Origin of the sequence: Ammoniphilus oxalaticus (assembly GCF_003609605.1) — a bacterium.
GTDB lineage: Bacteria > Bacillota > Bacilli > Aneurinibacillales > RAOX-1 > Ammoniphilus > Ammoniphilus oxalaticus.
Genome location: NZ_MCHY01000006.1, coordinates 363,247 through 379,170, shown reverse-complemented (window position 1 = coordinate 379,170; position 15,924 = coordinate 363,247). Strand labels below are relative to the sequence as shown.

The following is a 15,924-nucleotide window of genomic DNA, read 5'->3' as shown; positions in this document are numbered from 1 at the left end:
TAATAGAAAAGTCATGTACGTGATATCACAATGGAAAGCAGCATCTACTTCAAGCTACCAGATGGCAGCCGATGGATGACGGTCGGATCTGAACATGACCGTCATTTACCATGTTTCAACCATGCCATAGTAAATAACCTGCTGTTACTACCCATTATATCTTTAAAAAGGGAGCTAAAAACGCGAGCTTTGTTACGATTGATTGACGAAGAGGTGACAGATTTATGACAGGGATAGGCAAAAACAGGGGTAAATGTATGGATCTAGAAACAGAGTGAGATATATACATTTGCGGGCCACTTTTTATGATGGTAGGGGACTCGAAGGTAGTATTTTGTCGGACAATCAGATTAAGTTAGCTTCCTATAACTAAAAAAAGGACAAGGATTTCTCCCTGTCCTGACGTCCTTATTTGTTGACCGAGGTCACGTTTTTAATCTCGCTCCAGTCGAATGTACCTTCTCGAATTTTTTCTCTGCGTTGCTGATCAATAATATCCGTCGGCCGTCCCCCATTTGGCCAATCCGTGTCATGTCCTTTCCAAATTGGTCGGTCATGAGATAGTAAATAAGCAGCTAAGTCTGCGGCTTCCTGATCCGTTAATGGTTCAGACGCGCCAATCGGCATGTTGTTTTTAATATATCCCGCCATTTTCGTTAAACGTCCTAACCCCGCGCCATCATTAAATGAGTTGTCTCCCCAGAGAGCCGGACCACTATTCGCGCCTGTACCAGAGCCATCTACCGCATGGCAAGCAATACAACTCTTTTCAGAATATAAACTTTCTCCTCTTTCAATACTCGGCTCTGGAATCTCATCCATCGTGTTTAACATACGCCACGGTAAATCCGCTCCCACTTCAATTCCTTCAGAGATATACGTTAAATAAGAAATCATCGCGCGCATCTCATCGCTGTCTGCTTCTAACTTTTCCCCATTCATACTGCGTACCATGCAACCATTAATTCGATCTTCAAGCGTCACGGCATGTCCCGCGCGCGGGATGTATTGCGGATATTGCGTTGTAACCCCGACCATGGAAGAACTCAAAGATAATCCTCCGTCAGCATGGCAACTCATACAGGATAGTTCGTTACCAACCTTTTCGGGTAGAACCGTATTCGTTTCATTAAACACTTCTTCACCATATTGAATTACCGCAGTCATTGGATCGTTCGGATCTAAGTCCGCCATCAATGGCGGATTGTGCTCAGGCTCTTTCGTTGCGCCTTGCTCGTTAGCAGAACACCCCGCAAAAATAGCCAATAAGGCCACAATAGAAACAAATCCCCCTAATTTTTTTAACATCCTATCCCCCACTTTCAACAATATTAAATAATTTTACCTTGAAATCACTTTTTTTAAAACCCGATTAACAAAATAGTCATAAAGTTTTTATTCAATCTACATAAACTCCCCATTCTTTGAAGCTTGGAGAGAGCAGCGCGATCGCGTCAGTCTTTGGCTTCAAACGATATCCGCGCACCAACGATGAAAAAAAGAGGGGATAAGGTTTCCTCCTTATCCCCTCTTTATGTTCATTCGCGAAAAATCGCTCCACTTTACTCCTCATCACTTGCCCGATAACGGTTATATGGCAGCGGGTTCCAAGTGCGATATTTAAGATCTTCGCTCCGTAACGGCGATGGAATATCTTCAAATATTTTTCGGGCCACTTCCAACTCTCGCTCGGCTTCCGATTTATCTTGATACATGAATTCATCAGAAGCCTCATCTGGCGCTTGATTTACCTTTTCTTCCAAATTCTCCACGACCATTTCTTGTTGCTTATAGATCGCTTCACGCGCGGCCGCGACCCAATCTGGCTGTGTTGTTCGAAGCGTATCGGTGACATAGCTGTACTCATCAAAAATTCCTTTGTAAACCTGGTCCGCATTCGATCGAGCATCCATAATCGCTGTCTCTAAATCTTCGATCGTTAATTGCTGCGGCTCAAGCGGCGTTCTACGTTTCGGTCCGCCCAATCTTGAGTGAGTTAAGTAGTAAGGAAAAATACTATTGACCGTTTGACCGAGAGGTAAGATAGACTGATTATTCTCATCCAATCCTTTCGGTTGTACCCCTTGCATTGCAATCCGCGCAGATTCTGGACGCACAATTTCCTTAGGCGGCAATAGGCCGTAGCGCAGCATTTCCCGAATACCCGTGCCCGAAATTCTTAAATGGTATTGTCGATCATGCGGACACGTTTGCTCCGTCGCTAGACTATCGCAACGCGTACAATAATAAACTTCATGGAACAAGCGAATATCGATGCCTAGTTCTTCCGCTGTGTAAACATCAAAAATATTATGACACGCATATTGTTCATAGTAATCGCCAACCCCCGCATGATCACGACCGATCAGCGCATGTGTGCAACCATAGTTTTTCATAATGAGCGCATGTAACACGGCCTCGCGCGGGCCCGCAAAAATATACGTCACCCGTAATGGAGCGAGTAGTGTTCTCTCCTGTGGATAATACGTTTCAAGCACACTTCGATAAGACAGCATGCGAAACTCGTGACGCGTATATTCACGCTTCGCCATCTCTACTAACGGCTGGACGAACAAGCCATCCAACTCTTCTAACGCATTTCTATGAATATATTCATGTCCGCGGTGCAGCGGGTTGGCTCCTGTAATAAATCCGCCCACGGAGTTAAACTTCTTATCTTCATAAAATAGTTTCCATGTATCCTTTGGTTCCATCCGCAAACTTTCAAACGGACCCCAATGGACCCGACGCAACAATTGAATCGGTCCGCCTAAAGCGGTGTCCCCCATTCGGCGGTAAATCGCGTCAACACCCGGATGCTCGCGATCATTCGTGCCGAACAAATGCATCGCGCGGAATTCTCGATCATATTCAAAGATATCATCTAATTTTAGAATCGCGACAGGCTCTCTTGTTGTATCGACAAGCGCCACTTCATCCCCAACCGAAAGCGTCTTGATCGTCTCACTGTTACGTTCGCCAATCGGGGCAAAACTTAACGGCACTGGCCACACAACCCCGTTGCTTAAACGACCGTCTGTCAGCACGGACACGTAGTCCTCTTCGACCATAAAACCTTCATTTGGCGACAAAACACCTGTTGCGATCATTTCAAGTGTAATCACAGCCTCTAAATCTACCATAATCGTTGGGAGCTGTTTCGCTCGTTCCATCGCTTCATCGCGTTCGGTTCCCGTTAAGACACGATTCACCAATTTCCCGCCATGCGGCTGTTGTGGGTAACGCGCAAATGTCTCTTTATCCAACACGTATGTATCTTTATTCATCCCTCTCACCCTTTCGAAATCTCCTACCATTTAATATTCCATCTATTCCACGCTTATTCCTGCTACTTTTTTAGATTTTACTACAAGCTGACTCATCTGTCTTTAGATAAATCAGAAATAATGTCGAAAGAACGGATTCCGTATTGTTCCGTTCCATGTATAAAAATTGCATATTACACCGTTTAGTGAATAAATCATCAACGGGAATCACCCTTAGCAACCAATCACAATAAAGGGTTTAAGACTATTTAAGCGCAAGTTTAAAATTCATTATAATACGATTCAAGAAAAACGAAAAGAAAGGGGATAAGGTTTTTTCCCTTATCCCCTGTTCATATTACTGAGCCATATACGCGCTCATGTCTTGTTCCACTGTTGTGATGCCGCTAATTCCAAAGTTATCGACGAGTACTTTGGCCACGTTTGGCGATAAGAATGCCGGCAACGTTGGCCCAAGTTTAATATCTTTTACGCCAAGATACAATAAAGCCAATAGCACGATCACCGCTTTTTGTTCGTACCAAGCCAAGTTGTATTCAATCGGCAGCTCGTTAATATCGTTCAAGTTAAAAATTTCTTTCAATTTCATGGCAATCACAGCCAAGGAGTAGGAGTCATTGCATTGACCCGCATCCAACATACGTGGGATGCCATTAATATCACCAAGCGGAAGCTTGTTGTAGCGATATTTTGCGCAACCTGCCGTTAAAATAACGGTATCTTGTGGAAGTTGTTCCGCAAATTCCGAATAGTAACCGCGTGATTTCATTCTTCCATCGCATCCAGCCATCACAAAGAACTTTTTAATGGCCCCAGTTTTGACCGCGTCAACAATTTGATCGGCAAGCTGTGTCACTTGATTGTGAGCAAATCCGCCAACAATCTTCCCTGTTTCGATTTCTGTCGGCGCTGGCAACCTTTTCGCGTGTTCGATAATTGCAGAAAAGTCTTTTTTCTGCCCCTCTGCGCGATCTGGAATGTGCTTGAACCCTGGGTACCCTGTGGCCCCTGTCGTATACACACGATCCGCATAGCTTTCTCTTGGTGGCACAATGCAGTTCGTCGTGAATAGGATCGGTCCATTAAAACTATCAAACTCTGATCTTTGTTCCCACCAGGCATTCCCGTAGTTTCCATAGAAATGTTCATACTTTTTAAAAGCGGGATAGTAGTTTGCCGGAAGCATTTCCGAGTGGGTGTACACATCAACCCCTGTTCCCTCTGTTTGTTCCAATAGTTCTTCAAAGTCTTTCAAGTCATGTCCACTGACTAAAATAGCTGGATTATCACGAACGCCAATTTCCACTTCTGTCATTTCAGGGTGCCCGTATGAAGTCGTGTTCGCTTCATCTAGCAATGCCATCACGTCAACCCCATATTTCCCTGTTTCCAACACTAAATTAATAAGGTCATCGACTGACAAAGAGTCGTCTTCGATCGCAAGCAAGGCCCGCTCTGTAAAGTCTGCAATCTCATCACTCTTGAACTCTAAATTCAAAGCATGTTCAGCGTATGCCGCCATCCCTTTTAATCCAAATAAAACGAGGGAGCGCAAGCTGCGCACATCTTCATTTTCAGTCGCTAAAATTCCAACCTGCTGATCAACAGATTTCGTTAAGAAATCGCTGTGCTGTCCTGCCCATGTTGCAAAATCAGGGTAAGCGCGATCAGCTAACAGACCTTTTTCTACCAACATCTGTTTAATCGCGTCACGTTCCTCCAACGCTTGTTCGATGCGGTTACAAATCGATTCATCGCTAAAGTTGGCATTGGTAATCGTTGAGAATAGACCATCCCAAATGATCCGATCTGTTTTTGGCTGATTTAAGCCCGCCTTACGCGCTTGTTGATTGTATTCTGCTACACCTTTTAATATATAAATTAGTAAATCTTGAAGATTCGCTACCTCACTTGTTTTTCCACATACCCCAACCCGTACATTGCACCCCACATTTTTTAATGCCTCTTGGCACTGATGACAAAACATACTCATCTTTGTTTTCCCCCCTGTTGGTAATCGGTTGTTTTTCTTATCCTTAGGATACTACCGTAACGGAAATGGTTAAGTGAGATGCGTCACAGATGCAGTGGTGTCATAAAATAGTCACATTTAAGGCGAAGTGATGGGAGGTGATCTGCGAAAATCGCTGATGTTTGTACAGCGGGATTTGGAAAACAAAAAAAGCGCCGGTTCAAGCGCTTTTCTGTCATTACTAACTCATCTCATTCCGCAGCCGCATGCCGACGGCTAATGCACAAACACCGTTGTGTTTTCGGGAATCTGTTTATAGAACCATTCGCTTTCTTCCATGCCCATCCGAATACACCCGCTTGAACCACGCGCTCCCAAGCGATCGTCGATTACATTGCCATGCCGGTCTGTTGTCACACTGTGAAACAAATAGGACCCGTTGAATCGCACCCAGTTTAAACCCCCGCCCTCTAATTTTGGATTATAAAAAAAGTCGCCTCTTGCTCCGATTTTAAACAATCCCCTACTCGTCGGGGCTTCATTTACACCCGTCGAAACAAGAATTGAACGCTCTAATTTCCAGTCTCCCTGCGTTCCAACAAACACATTTGTCAGTTGCCTGTCCAAATCGACCCAGATGAGGTACGAGGTCTCGCTTGCCAACCCTTTTCCGTTCACATACGTTTCTAACTGCTTCTCAAGCAGCGGCGTTACATTCGTTTTCGGATCTTGCGGGATGTTTAGCGTTTTGATTCCATCCACGTTCGCTTTGATCCATACGCCATCCCCGCTTGTCCCTTTTGGACGGACACGATACCACTCATAAGAACGATCTTCTAAAATCTCAACCTGTTTGCCAGCCTCTAAAACACCGATTGCCGCCTGCTCATCTTTCTCTCTTTCTTTCTCATAAAAAGGGGTGGAAGCATCTATTCGAGCAAACACAATGGAGGGCTTTACCATTGCCTCCACCGCCTGATAATCTAACGCTTCCGACTCCTCAGACGTCGCCTCGCTCCCTTTGGCTTCAGCTGCCCGCGGTTGTTCACTCTGTTCCTTTTTCGGAAAATAAAAGACACCCGCTGCAAGCGCCAGTAGCGCAAAAATCCCCATCCATTTTTTCAATCTCACGACCCCCGCCTAATTTTCTTCCATCATTTAAAACGTCCACTCTTCTTTCTTTCGACAATATTCTTCAATTATATCATTCTAACGAGCCGATGCGGCAGACCTCACTGTAACGGGAATTTTGACCGTTGGAACGTCTTCTCGCACATCACCCACCTTTGTAACGGTCTTCCAGACCGTTACATTCCATATTCGCTGGATTTCTGCGGTTGATCCCTCTCCAACGGGAGTATCTACCCTTACAGCCGCGTCGGGTTGTCCACCCGATCTCTAGCGGGAATTTTGACCGTTGCGCGCGCCTTCGATCATCAGTAAAGCAAACAGCGACAGGAGACCGATCCGCCGAAGCGGATCGCGCCAACCCATCGCTGCCTATTTTTTCTCGTGTTACTCAAATATAAAATCTTCATCCTTAATCGGCTCAATGTTCGCTTTCTTATATCCGTTCCCCTTTTGGCTAAAAAAGTCGTGTGATTTCGTTTCTGTGGATAGCCCGTTTAACACAACAGGATTCACTTCTTCGTCTTCAAAGTAAGAATCGAATCCAAGGTTCGCCAATGCCTTATTGGCGTTGTACCTTACGAAAACTTTAACATCGCTAGATAGGCCGACCGGATCGTAAACATCACTCGTATACTCGACTTCATTTTCATATAATTCCTGCAACGAACGGAATACGAAGTCTTTCAATTCCTCTTGCTTTTCCGCGGAGAATTTTCCATACAGTTCCTGGGCCAGCAAACCGACATAGACACCGTGGATCGATTCGTCGCGGATGATTAGATTAATAATTTCGCCGCTATTCATCATTCGTCCTTGCCCGTAAAAATAGAGCGGATAATAGAAACCCGAATAAAAAAGGAAACTTTCTAAGAACACGGACATCACCATCGCCTTGTACAAAGACTCTTGATCCGTGATGTTATCATAATAGTTTCGAATCATGCCGGCTTTGCGTTGAAGATATGGATTAACCTGTACCCACCTGAATAGTCCATCGATTTCCTCTTTGGAAGCGAGTGTCATAAATATATTCGAATACGATTTGGCGTGCACCGCGTTTTCCATCGCGGCCATAAACGTGAGGACCGCTTTTCTTTGATGCCCTTCAACATGTTGCACGATGGACGTCATGCCATCATCACCTTGAATCGTATCTAACATCGTCAATCCAGCCAATACTTGCATGTAGGCGCGTCTTTCTTCATCGGTCAGCGACTTCCACGAGTGAATATCGCCCGTGAGCGAAATTTCCTCTGGCAACCAAAACTGACGCGTGTTTTGCGTATAAAATAATTGCGTGAAACTATCATCATGCTGCGACCAATTCGCCGCCGTGTAAACTGCTTTTGTCAACGTATGCCCTCCTAAACCGAGCAAGATAGGCATTCTTCTTGCCCTGTGTCTTTCGTTCTCGCGTAATAGAGCGTTTTTACTCCTTTGTGATGCGCGTAAAGATCGATTTTTGTTAAATCTCTGGTCGTGTCTGAATCTTTCATAAATAATGTAAAACTAATGCCTTGATCGACATGACGCTGAATCGTAGCGACCATATCGACGACGCGGAACATATCCATATCATACGCTTCTTTATATAAAAACCACGTTTGCGGCGTTAAACCTGGCATCGGATAATACGTTTTGGAATTTCCGTATGTCCGTTCCTCAATTCGTTCCATAATCGGCATAACGGAAGCTGTCGCCGATTGCACGTAGGAAATCCCGCCTGTCGGAGCGATCGCCAATCGATAGGAATGATAGAGTCCGCTCTCCTTAACTCTCTCGCGCAACGTTTCCCAGTCTGCGGGCGTCGGCAGTTCCATCCCTTCAAATAACTTTTTTACCGTATCCGATTTTGGATGGTATGGCGTCTTTACATAATCGTCAAAATAGGTTCCATCATGATAAGTCGAGTTTTCAAAGCCATAGAATGAACTTCCGTTCTCCATTGCTAGTTCATTCGATTTGAGGATCGAATAATAGTTTACAGCCGCAAAAAATACGTCGGCAAACTCTCTAGCCTCCTCACTTTCGTATGCAATCCCGTTTTGAGCGAGATACCCGTGTAAATTTAAGGCGCCTAATCCAATCGAACGCATTTCTCGATTCGCCCGCGCAACCGCTGGGGCATTGACAATATCGGTCGATTCAGAAACGATCGTCAACGCCTCTGTGCCTAGCCGTACTGCCCGCTCGATCGACTTATTTTTCATAATATTAGCGATATTTAGCGAACCTAAGTTGCAAGAGATGTCCAAACCGATCTGGTCCTCTTTCCCATAGTCCGCGTACTCCGAAAGTTCGCTGTACTGCAGAATCTCAGAACAGAGATTCGAGAATTTAACTTTTCCTAAATGATTCAATGCGTGCGCCTGATTGACATTACCTTCAAACATGACATAAGGATAACCCGACTCAAAACGAAGCGCCGAAATTTTTTCTAAAATCGCCCTCGGATTCACTCGATCTTTGCGCACATTCGGATTATTGACGAGCTGATCGTACATTTCATCAAAATCCATCTCGTCTAAGTGGACGCCATATTCTTTGTAAACCGTGTACGGGTAGAAGACATAGGCAAACTTGTTCTCGCGCGCGAGTTCGATGAATTTATCTGGAATCACCACGCCGATCGACAACGTCTTCACGCGAAAATCTTCGTCCGCGTTGATTTTCTTCGTCTCAAGAAAATCGTTTATATCAGCATGGAAAACCGATAAATAGACGGAACCCGCTCCCGGACGTTGCCCCATTTGATCCGCATACCGGAACGCGTGATCGAGCATTTTCATGACGCCAACGACACCCTTTGCCACGTTCTCAATTCCCTTGATCGATTCGCCCTTCGCCCGTATTTTGGAGACATTCAAAGAAACGCCGCCGCCGATTTTAGACAATTGTTTCGCCATCGATTCAGCCATGTTAATGTCGTTCAGACTGTCACCGACTTCAAGCAGGAAACAGGACACAAGTTCGCCTCGTCTCGCTCTGCCCGCATTTAAAAATGTCGGTGTGGCTGGTTGGAATTCTTGCTCAATCAATGCCGTAACATACGCTAACGCTTTTTCCGCATCCCCTTTTCCAAAAAACAGGGCGTTGACCGCGATTCGGTCCTCATACCGTTCAAGAATCCGCTCGCCATCGTTCGTCTTTAAGGCATAGTCGTTATAAAAGCGAAACGCGGACATGTACGATGGAAAACGGAACCTCTTCGCATAGGCCGCTTCGTACACTTTCTTAATTTCGTCAAATTCGTACAGCCCAAATAAATCAGCGTCGTAATAATCGTTATCGATCAAGTAATCCAACTTCTCGCGCAAATCATGAAAAAACACTGTATTCTTATTTACATAATCGATGAAATACGATCGTACGGCCTCTTTATCTTTTTCAAGCTTCAATTTCCCATCATGATCTCTGTGGATCACTTCGTTATTAAGCTGAATGTGACGCAAAGCAATTCCACCTCTCTCTTAAATTGTTCTATGTCCTGAGCTGTCCCGCTCAATTCAAACTTGTGTAAGAGCGGAACCTCAAATTCCTCTGCAATTAAATCTCCCGCCATCCCAAAGTTCGCGCCCCAATTTCGATTCCCGCTGACCGCTACCCCTCTTAGTAAGTGGCCATTGCTGTTCAAAAATTCACGGATGGGCGTGGGTACCTCTCCAAATCCAAACGTATATGTAATCAGAATGTACGGCTCTTCTGCGATCGTTCCTGGCATAATTTCTTTAACAGGCAAACCCGTTTTTTTAACGAACCTGCGCACATTCCCTGTCATAGAGGAGAAATAAATCATCATATGATGACCCCCTTCTTCTTAATTCATCATTTTAGGCGTAAATAAGTTTGCCCCACTAAATATAGTACAACTTTATCTACTTTTCCACTACTAATAGTTTAAATGTGTTGTTTTTTGAAAAAATACAGGTGTTTTCAACTTTTCAAATCGATCTCACTCCATAGTAAACAATCACATTTCGACCATTTTCGATCTTTTGCTCACTCGTTCATCATAAACGGAATCTCGGCTTTTTTACAAACAAATTTTAAAATTAGCAAAAGAAAATTCGCCCTCTGTAAACAGAAAGCGAATTTCGGAATGACCTATTAGCTACATTGCAACGATTTTATTTAGATTTCAAATGTCCGTATCATGGTCTTTTACATGGCGGTCCAAATGAGAAATACACTCGGTATTTCCGACAACTTGTTCAGAAATGAAGTCCAGCTTCTGAGTCTATCTGATCGAGCCATCCTCTTTGTTTCTCTCACCCAGGCGCCGCTCCCCTTATCACCCTACTTTATTTTGCCTTATTCATGGAGCTATGTTTTCGCCCGTACGTAAAATAGATGACCAAGCCGATGGCGAACCAAATCCCGCAGGCGATCCACGTGTGAACAGACAATTGCGTGATTAACAATAGACAAAGCAGGAACGCGCAAATCGGCAATACGGGAAAAAACGGCGCTTGAAAACCGCCAGTGGGAACACTTTTATTCCGCCTTAGGAAAATAACGCCGATGGAGACAGTGGTAAAGGCGAGCAGCGTACCCATGTTGACCAGTTCAATCAGTTTTGACAATGGAATGAAGCCCGCGCAAAAAGCAATCAATGCAGAAAAAACCCACGTATTTTTAACCGGTGTTTTATATTTTGGGTGCAACTCGTACATGCTTTTCGGCAACAATCCGTCGCGCCCGAGCGCGTAAAGCAATCTCGTGCCTCCGTACAACATTACGAGGGTGACCGTCATCATCGCAACAACCGCCCCCAGCGAAATTATACCGGCCATCCATTCATGGTTGATCAGCTGTAAGGCAAAGCTAACCGGATCGCTTACGTTCAACTGCGTATACGGAACCATCCCCGTCAACACGAGCGAGATGACGACATAAAGCAGCGCGCAAATGAGCAACGAACCGATAATCCCAATCGGCAAATTTCGTTGCGGATTTTTGACCTCTTCCGCAGCGGAAGAAACCGCGTCAAACCCAAGAAACGCAAAGAAGACAAGGGCCGCCCCGCTCATCACTCCTTCGATCCCAAAAGGCATGAACGGTTGCCAATTGACGGGCTTCACGTAAAAAATGCCGACAGAAATAAATAAAACGATCACGCCAAGCTTAATGAAGACCATGATCTTATTTAGCTTTGCCGATTCGTGAATGCCGCGCGACAATAAAACAGCGGTGGCCATGACGATCACGACTGCGGGGGCATTGACGTATGTTCCATCCGCAGGCGAAAAAGGGCCCGAGATCGCTGTTGGAAGAATGATCTGAAATCCGGCTAATAGGGTGGACAAATAAGAAGCCCACCCCGTTGCAACTGCGGCAACCGCAAGCCCATATTCCAATACCAAAGCCCAGCCGATCAACCAGGCGACAATTTCTCCAAACACAATATATCCATAAGTATAGGCGCTGCCCGTAACAGGGATGGAAGAGGAAAACTCCGAGAAACACATCCCGACCAACGCGCAGACGAGAGCGGCGATCAAAAACGAAAAAACGATCCCAGGTCAAGCATAGTTTGCCGCGACCGTTCCGGGCAAAATAAAAATTCCCGTGCCGACGATCGCCCCAATCCCGAGCAACACGAGATCAAATGCCCCCAACGACTGTTGCAGCGGATTATCCCTCTTTTTTGTCAGTAACTCGCCCAAATTTTTCTTTCTAAACAACACATTCCTCATCCATTATCCCTCATTTTCATCTCCCGCGAAGCAGATGTTGCCCCACATCCCCAGGAAACTCATTGATGTTCATCTTTTCAACAAAAAAAGAAGTAGCCTCCTCCGCCGCAAGTTAGGGCATCTCAACATAAGGTTGCTACTTCAGTTCATCTGCATGTAATCTGACTCTGCCGTTCTAGCGAAATCCGATTGCGCGACAGAAACATCCAAATATCTTTTGTCTAAATGTCCCGCTCATATTATATCCTTGATTCTAGCGCGGCAGCTCCATTTAGCCAATAGGGAGCCCGGCTTCAATTAAGTCGAATTTGTTAAGATTTTAGTCGATAACCGAGGAAAAAATGAGGCAACAATGTAATTTGACATCCATGCGGCGGCATCACAGTTTACAACATTGCGCTTTTTCACCCCTTAATTTTTTACCTTTCCCTTCTAGCGAATCGAAACGTTTTCATATCAACTTTCAGAAACTCGTCATCATTAAATAGACACCTGTAAAAAGCAGGATGATGTATGTAAATCGTCTAAATGTATTTTGACTGATTCGCTTAAATAACAGCTGACCGACAACAATCCCCGCTAATAATGATGGAACACCAGCCATAGATAGCAACCAAATTTCCTCATTCGTTCCGCTAAACAAGATTTGCAGCGCCAAACTAATGGAGTAGATAAAAAGATAGTAAGCTAGCGTTGTGCTGCGTAATTCTTCCTTTTTGATAGCGGATCCAGCAAAATAAAGCAACAATGGCGGTCCAGGCACGCCGATGCTTGCCGTTAGCAATCCCGAAATTGCGCCCGTAACCGCGTCCCGCTTAGTAGTCCGTCGAATCGTCACGTTCAATATAAGTAAAATCGTTAGGATAAGAATGAGGAAACCAACCGATCGTTTTAACCCAGTCATCGGTAAATGTAGATAAATCAAGATCCCGCCGACTACACCAGGCAAACTTCCCTTTATCAAGTTCCAAAGCAATAATTTATTTACTCCATCTCGGATCTGACGCATCATAAAGACCGACAGGAATAGCGATAGGATGATATTAATTTGGATCGCTGTATGAGCGGAATAGACCAGGAACAGAAAAGGGGTCCCCACAATCGAAAAGCCAAAGCCAGTGCTTGATTGCAGAAGAGAGGCCATGAATATAATCAGGATGAGAGCAATCAAATCCACCGCGGTATTCCCCCTTCCCCGAAAACATCGGGCGCGCTACATGCAACTACATTTTGACAGTATAGTACACTTTGAGGCTCAGACCAAGGGGGTCAACTGTTTATATTGCTAACCTCCTTATCCCATAGGCCCAAATGATCATTTTAACGATAAAAAGATGCGATAAGACAAGCGCCTTATGTATCATTGGTGATATCTAATTGCCTTCGTTATATAAAATATGAGAATGATCACGTTGAAAGGATTAAGATTGGATGGAAAAAATGTTTTTATTTTGGATGACAGCCTTTTCGCTGCTGGTTGTCTTGGTTTCATCGGTTGATGCCAAAGGGGATGGAACAGGTGGAAGGCCTGGCAAAGGCATCGCTTTTGCGCTCGAAACATCCAGCATTAAAAATGGAGAAAAACAGGTCCCCCTCGATCAAGAGATCAAGCTATCTTTTTCTCACAATGTCGTTCACCCGGGCATCACTCAGCAAAACAAGGCGGCGATCTCGTTACTCGATCATGCGGGTGAAGATGTTGACATTGAAATCCATCTCACGGATGACCAAATCGATTCAGAAAAACAGCGGGAAATTACGATCAAACCGACGGACCCGCTAACAAAGGGAACAACGTATCGTTTGCAAATTGAACCTACTTTTCAGGCAGAAAACGGCATGACATTAGATGAACCGATTGAACTCGCTTTTACAACAGAATCGGTGCCAAAACAGACAGTACAAGCTGGGTTTATCGTGATCGGACTTTGCGCCGTCGGCGCTTTGGTCTCTATCGTAGCAAGACAAAAAAAAATAACCGATACGTAAAAGTTACGCCGATTGAAAAATATTTAATCAATCACGGAAACATCAGCCACCTGACCATTGAAAAGAAAGGGTACGGCGAAACGAAACCGATTGATTCCAATGAGAGTGAAGAAGGGCAAAATGAAATCGAAGGGTAGACATCGTGTTTAACAAGAACGATTAAAGCTCCACACTCCACATACAGAAAGCCAAGTTTCTTCTCCGACGAAGAAACTTGGCTCTTATCATACTGTTTTCTGGGACATCCAACCTCGAGAATCAGCGACTAGGCATCAGCTGAAACAACGAGCTTCCCTCTCGCATGTCTTGTTTCCGTTTTTTCCAAGGCGCTCATCGCGTCCGCAAAAGGATAGATTTGTTCGAGAACAACGTCCAGTTGACCCGAATTAATTTCTTCAATCAGTATCTTCACAGCTTGCTGGATGTCGAGTTGATGTTCAAATTGATGGACGAAAATGCCGCGTTCCGCCAGAACCTGATCGTCGCCAGAAACCGTGATCACTTTGCCGCCGTCTTTGACCACATCCATACTATCTTTGACCGTCCCGCGCTGAATCGCCAACGCCGCGTCGACTCCACCCGGTTTCCAGTTTAATACATCCTCTTTCCAATTGGAGGCCCGATAATCGACCGCCGCTAGCGCCCCCTGCGCTTTCATATAGTCGTGGTTTTTACTTGAAGCGGATCCAATCACGCGAATGTCCCTGGCTTTGGCCAATTGAATCACAAGCGTGCCGATTGCCCCGGACGCCCCTGCCACAAACAACGTGTCGCCTTGTTTTAAATCAAGGGCGCGAATCGATTCCAACGCCGTTTTCCCCGCTACAGGAAGAGAAGCGCCTAGCGTGAAATCCATCGAATCGGGCATCTGGACCATCACTTGAGGCGAAGCGGCCACATATTCGGCCCAACATCCCCCTTTTGGATAGAGGCTACTGCTTAAAATGACGCGATCCCCCACTTTAAAATCGGTCACGTCTTTACCTGTTTTCGCAACGATTCCCGCCGCCTCCGTCCCAATCGTATAAGGGAATGAGGCGTCTTGCGGAATAAAATAACGATCATGCACCCCAACCCCAAATGCTTTTACTTCAACTAGCGCTTCGTTGTCGTCGATCTCTGGAATCGCCACCTCTGCCAATTCTACTCGATCATTCTTTGCGTCCACTCGAACAAACGCTTTCATTTTGCTCATCATTTCCGCCTCCTTATTTCAATGACATACCCTCTCATCAAATGCTGTCTACCTATCTCGGATGCTACTCATGCGCTGCTTCCTCTTTCCCCATTCAACTAATAATTAGCACACTAATTAAATGGGCAAAAAGGGATGAATTAATCATCCGTATCTTCCAGATTGTTCATCATTTGACGCATTAGCCGACGCAAAATTAACTTTTCCTCCGACGAAATGCCATCCAACAGCTTCTCTTGTTGCTGTTTCCACACATCTTGAACCGGTTTTTGCAGCGCCCGTCCTTCATCCGTTAAGTAAACACGACTCACCCTGCCGTCTTGCGGGTCTCGCTTACGGTATACCCAACCGTATTCCTCTAACTTTCTTAACATATTCGTCGCCGTTGGCGGTTCAATCTCCATCCGTTGGCTTAATTCCAATTGCGTGATGCCTTCCTCCATCCAAAGTTGGCACAACGCATGTTCTTGACCAACATGAATCTGGTAAACGCGCAACGTTTCGGCATAATTTTTTCGCATCTGCGCGCACAACCTTCTTAAATATTCGCGGATCTCATCCTCGACCATGGTGATTCTCCCTCTCGCAATTAATTAGTATGCTAATTATATTCAGATCTACAGTAAATGTCAATGACCGAGCAAGGGGTTTAAG

The 15,924-nt window shown here is 45.1% G+C and carries 11 protein-coding genes and 1 pseudogene; 1 reads left to right on the top strand and 11 read right to left on the bottom strand.

The genetic code is table 11. From position 1 onward, the window contains the following. Window positions 1–408 precede the first annotated feature (408 nt). The 9 genes and pseudogenes from BEP19_RS03920 to BEP19_RS03880 form a co-directional block, all read right to left on the bottom strand. A complete protein-coding gene (locus BEP19_RS03920) occupies window positions 409–1,308 on the bottom strand; it encodes a c-type cytochrome (protein WP_120188519.1) in 900 nt (299 codons plus the stop codon). Window positions 1,309–1,562: 254 nt separating this feature from the next. Then, on the bottom strand, window positions 1,563–3,287 hold the full coding sequence (locus BEP19_RS03915) for a sulfate adenylyltransferase (protein ID WP_120188731.1): 1,725 nt from the start codon (window positions 3,285–3,287) through the stop codon (window positions 1,563–1,565). A gap of 337 nt (window positions 3,288–3,624) precedes the next feature. Further along, on the bottom strand, window positions 3,625–5,280 hold the full coding sequence (gene hcp / locus BEP19_RS03910; RefSeq protein WP_120188518.1) for a hydroxylamine reductase: 1,656 nt from the start codon (window positions 5,278–5,280) through the stop codon (window positions 3,625–3,627). Between the two features lie 255 nt (window positions 5,281–5,535). Further along, window positions 5,536–6,384: a L,D-transpeptidase family protein gene (locus BEP19_RS03905; protein WP_120188517.1), complete on the bottom strand. Its 849-nt coding sequence runs from the start codon at window positions 6,382–6,384 to the stop codon at window positions 5,536–5,538. A gap of 390 nt (window positions 6,385–6,774) precedes the next feature. Beyond that, window positions 6,775–7,743, bottom strand: a complete 969-nt coding sequence (gene nrdF, locus BEP19_RS03900; protein WP_120188516.1) for a class 1b ribonucleoside-diphosphate reductase subunit beta — start codon at window positions 7,741–7,743, stop codon at window positions 6,775–6,777. A gap of 11 nt (window positions 7,744–7,754) precedes the next feature. Then, a complete protein-coding gene (gene nrdE, locus BEP19_RS03895; RefSeq protein ID WP_245983302.1) occupies window positions 7,755–9,842 on the bottom strand; it encodes a class 1b ribonucleoside-diphosphate reductase subunit alpha in 2,088 nt (695 codons plus the stop codon). Further along, window positions 9,812–10,189 (bottom strand): class Ib ribonucleoside-diphosphate reductase assembly flavoprotein NrdI, encoded by a 378-nt coding sequence (gene nrdI / locus BEP19_RS03890; protein WP_120188514.1) that lies wholly within the window; start codon window positions 10,187–10,189, stop codon window positions 9,812–9,814. The genes nrdE and nrdI overlap by 31 nt, the downstream gene beginning before the upstream one ends. Window positions 10,190–10,691: 502 nt before the next feature. Next, a pseudogene (locus tag BEP19_RS03885) lies at window positions 10,692–12,086 on the bottom strand (amino acid permease). A 463-nt stretch (window positions 12,087–12,549) separates the two neighbouring features. Beyond that, window positions 12,550–13,263, bottom strand: a complete 714-nt coding sequence (locus tag BEP19_RS03880; RefSeq protein WP_120188513.1) for a sulfite exporter TauE/SafE family protein — start codon at window positions 13,261–13,263, stop codon at window positions 12,550–12,552. Between the two features lie 254 nt (window positions 13,264–13,517). On the opposite strand from BEP19_RS03880, the gene BEP19_RS03875 reads away from it, so the two are divergent. After that, entirely contained in the window at window positions 13,518–14,075 is a 558-nt protein-coding gene (locus BEP19_RS03875; protein WP_120188512.1) for an Ig-like domain-containing domain, read from the top strand. A 265-nt stretch (window positions 14,076–14,340) separates the two neighbouring features. Here the strand turns inward: BEP19_RS03875 and BEP19_RS03870 are convergent, their stop codons facing one another. Both BEP19_RS03870 and BEP19_RS03865 read right to left on the bottom strand, forming a co-directional pair. Further along, the gene (locus tag BEP19_RS03870) at window positions 14,341–15,270 is read right to left on the bottom strand and encodes an NADP-dependent oxidoreductase (protein WP_120188511.1); all 930 of its coding nucleotides are present in this window, start codon (window positions 15,268–15,270) and stop codon (window positions 14,341–14,343) included. 140 nt (window positions 15,271–15,410) lie between these two features. Beyond that, window positions 15,411–15,839, bottom strand: a complete 429-nt coding sequence (locus BEP19_RS03865) for a MarR family winged helix-turn-helix transcriptional regulator (protein ID WP_120188510.1) — start codon at window positions 15,837–15,839, stop codon at window positions 15,411–15,413. Window positions 15,840–15,924: the final 85 nt, after the last annotated feature.

Bases quoted from the DNA above. Each gene is read 5' to 3' on its own strand.
- BEP19_RS03920 (WP_120188519.1), bottom strand. From the start codon at position 1,308: ATGTTAAAAAAATTAGGGGGATTTGTTTCTATTGTGGCCTTATTGGCT.
- BEP19_RS03915 (WP_120188731.1), bottom strand. From the start codon at position 3,287: ATGAATAAAGATACATACGTGTTGGATAAAGAGACATTTGCGCGTTAC.
- hcp (WP_120188518.1), bottom strand. From the start codon at position 5,280: ATGAGTATGTTTTGTCATCAGTGCCAAGAGGCATTAAAAAATGTGGGG.
- nrdI (WP_120188514.1), bottom strand. From the start codon at position 10,189: ATGATGATTTATTTCTCCTCTATGACAGGGAATGTGCGCAGGTTCGTT.
- BEP19_RS03875 (WP_120188512.1), top strand. From the start codon at position 13,518: ATGGAAAAAATGTTTTTATTTTGGATGACAGCCTTTTCGCTGCTGGTT.
- BEP19_RS03870 (WP_120188511.1), bottom strand. From the start codon at position 15,270: ATGAGCAAAATGAAAGCGTTTGTTCGAGTGGACGCAAAGAATGATCGA.
- BEP19_RS03865 (WP_120188510.1), bottom strand. From the start codon at position 15,839: ATGGTCGAGGATGAGATCCGCGAATATTTAAGAAGGTTGTGCGCGCAG.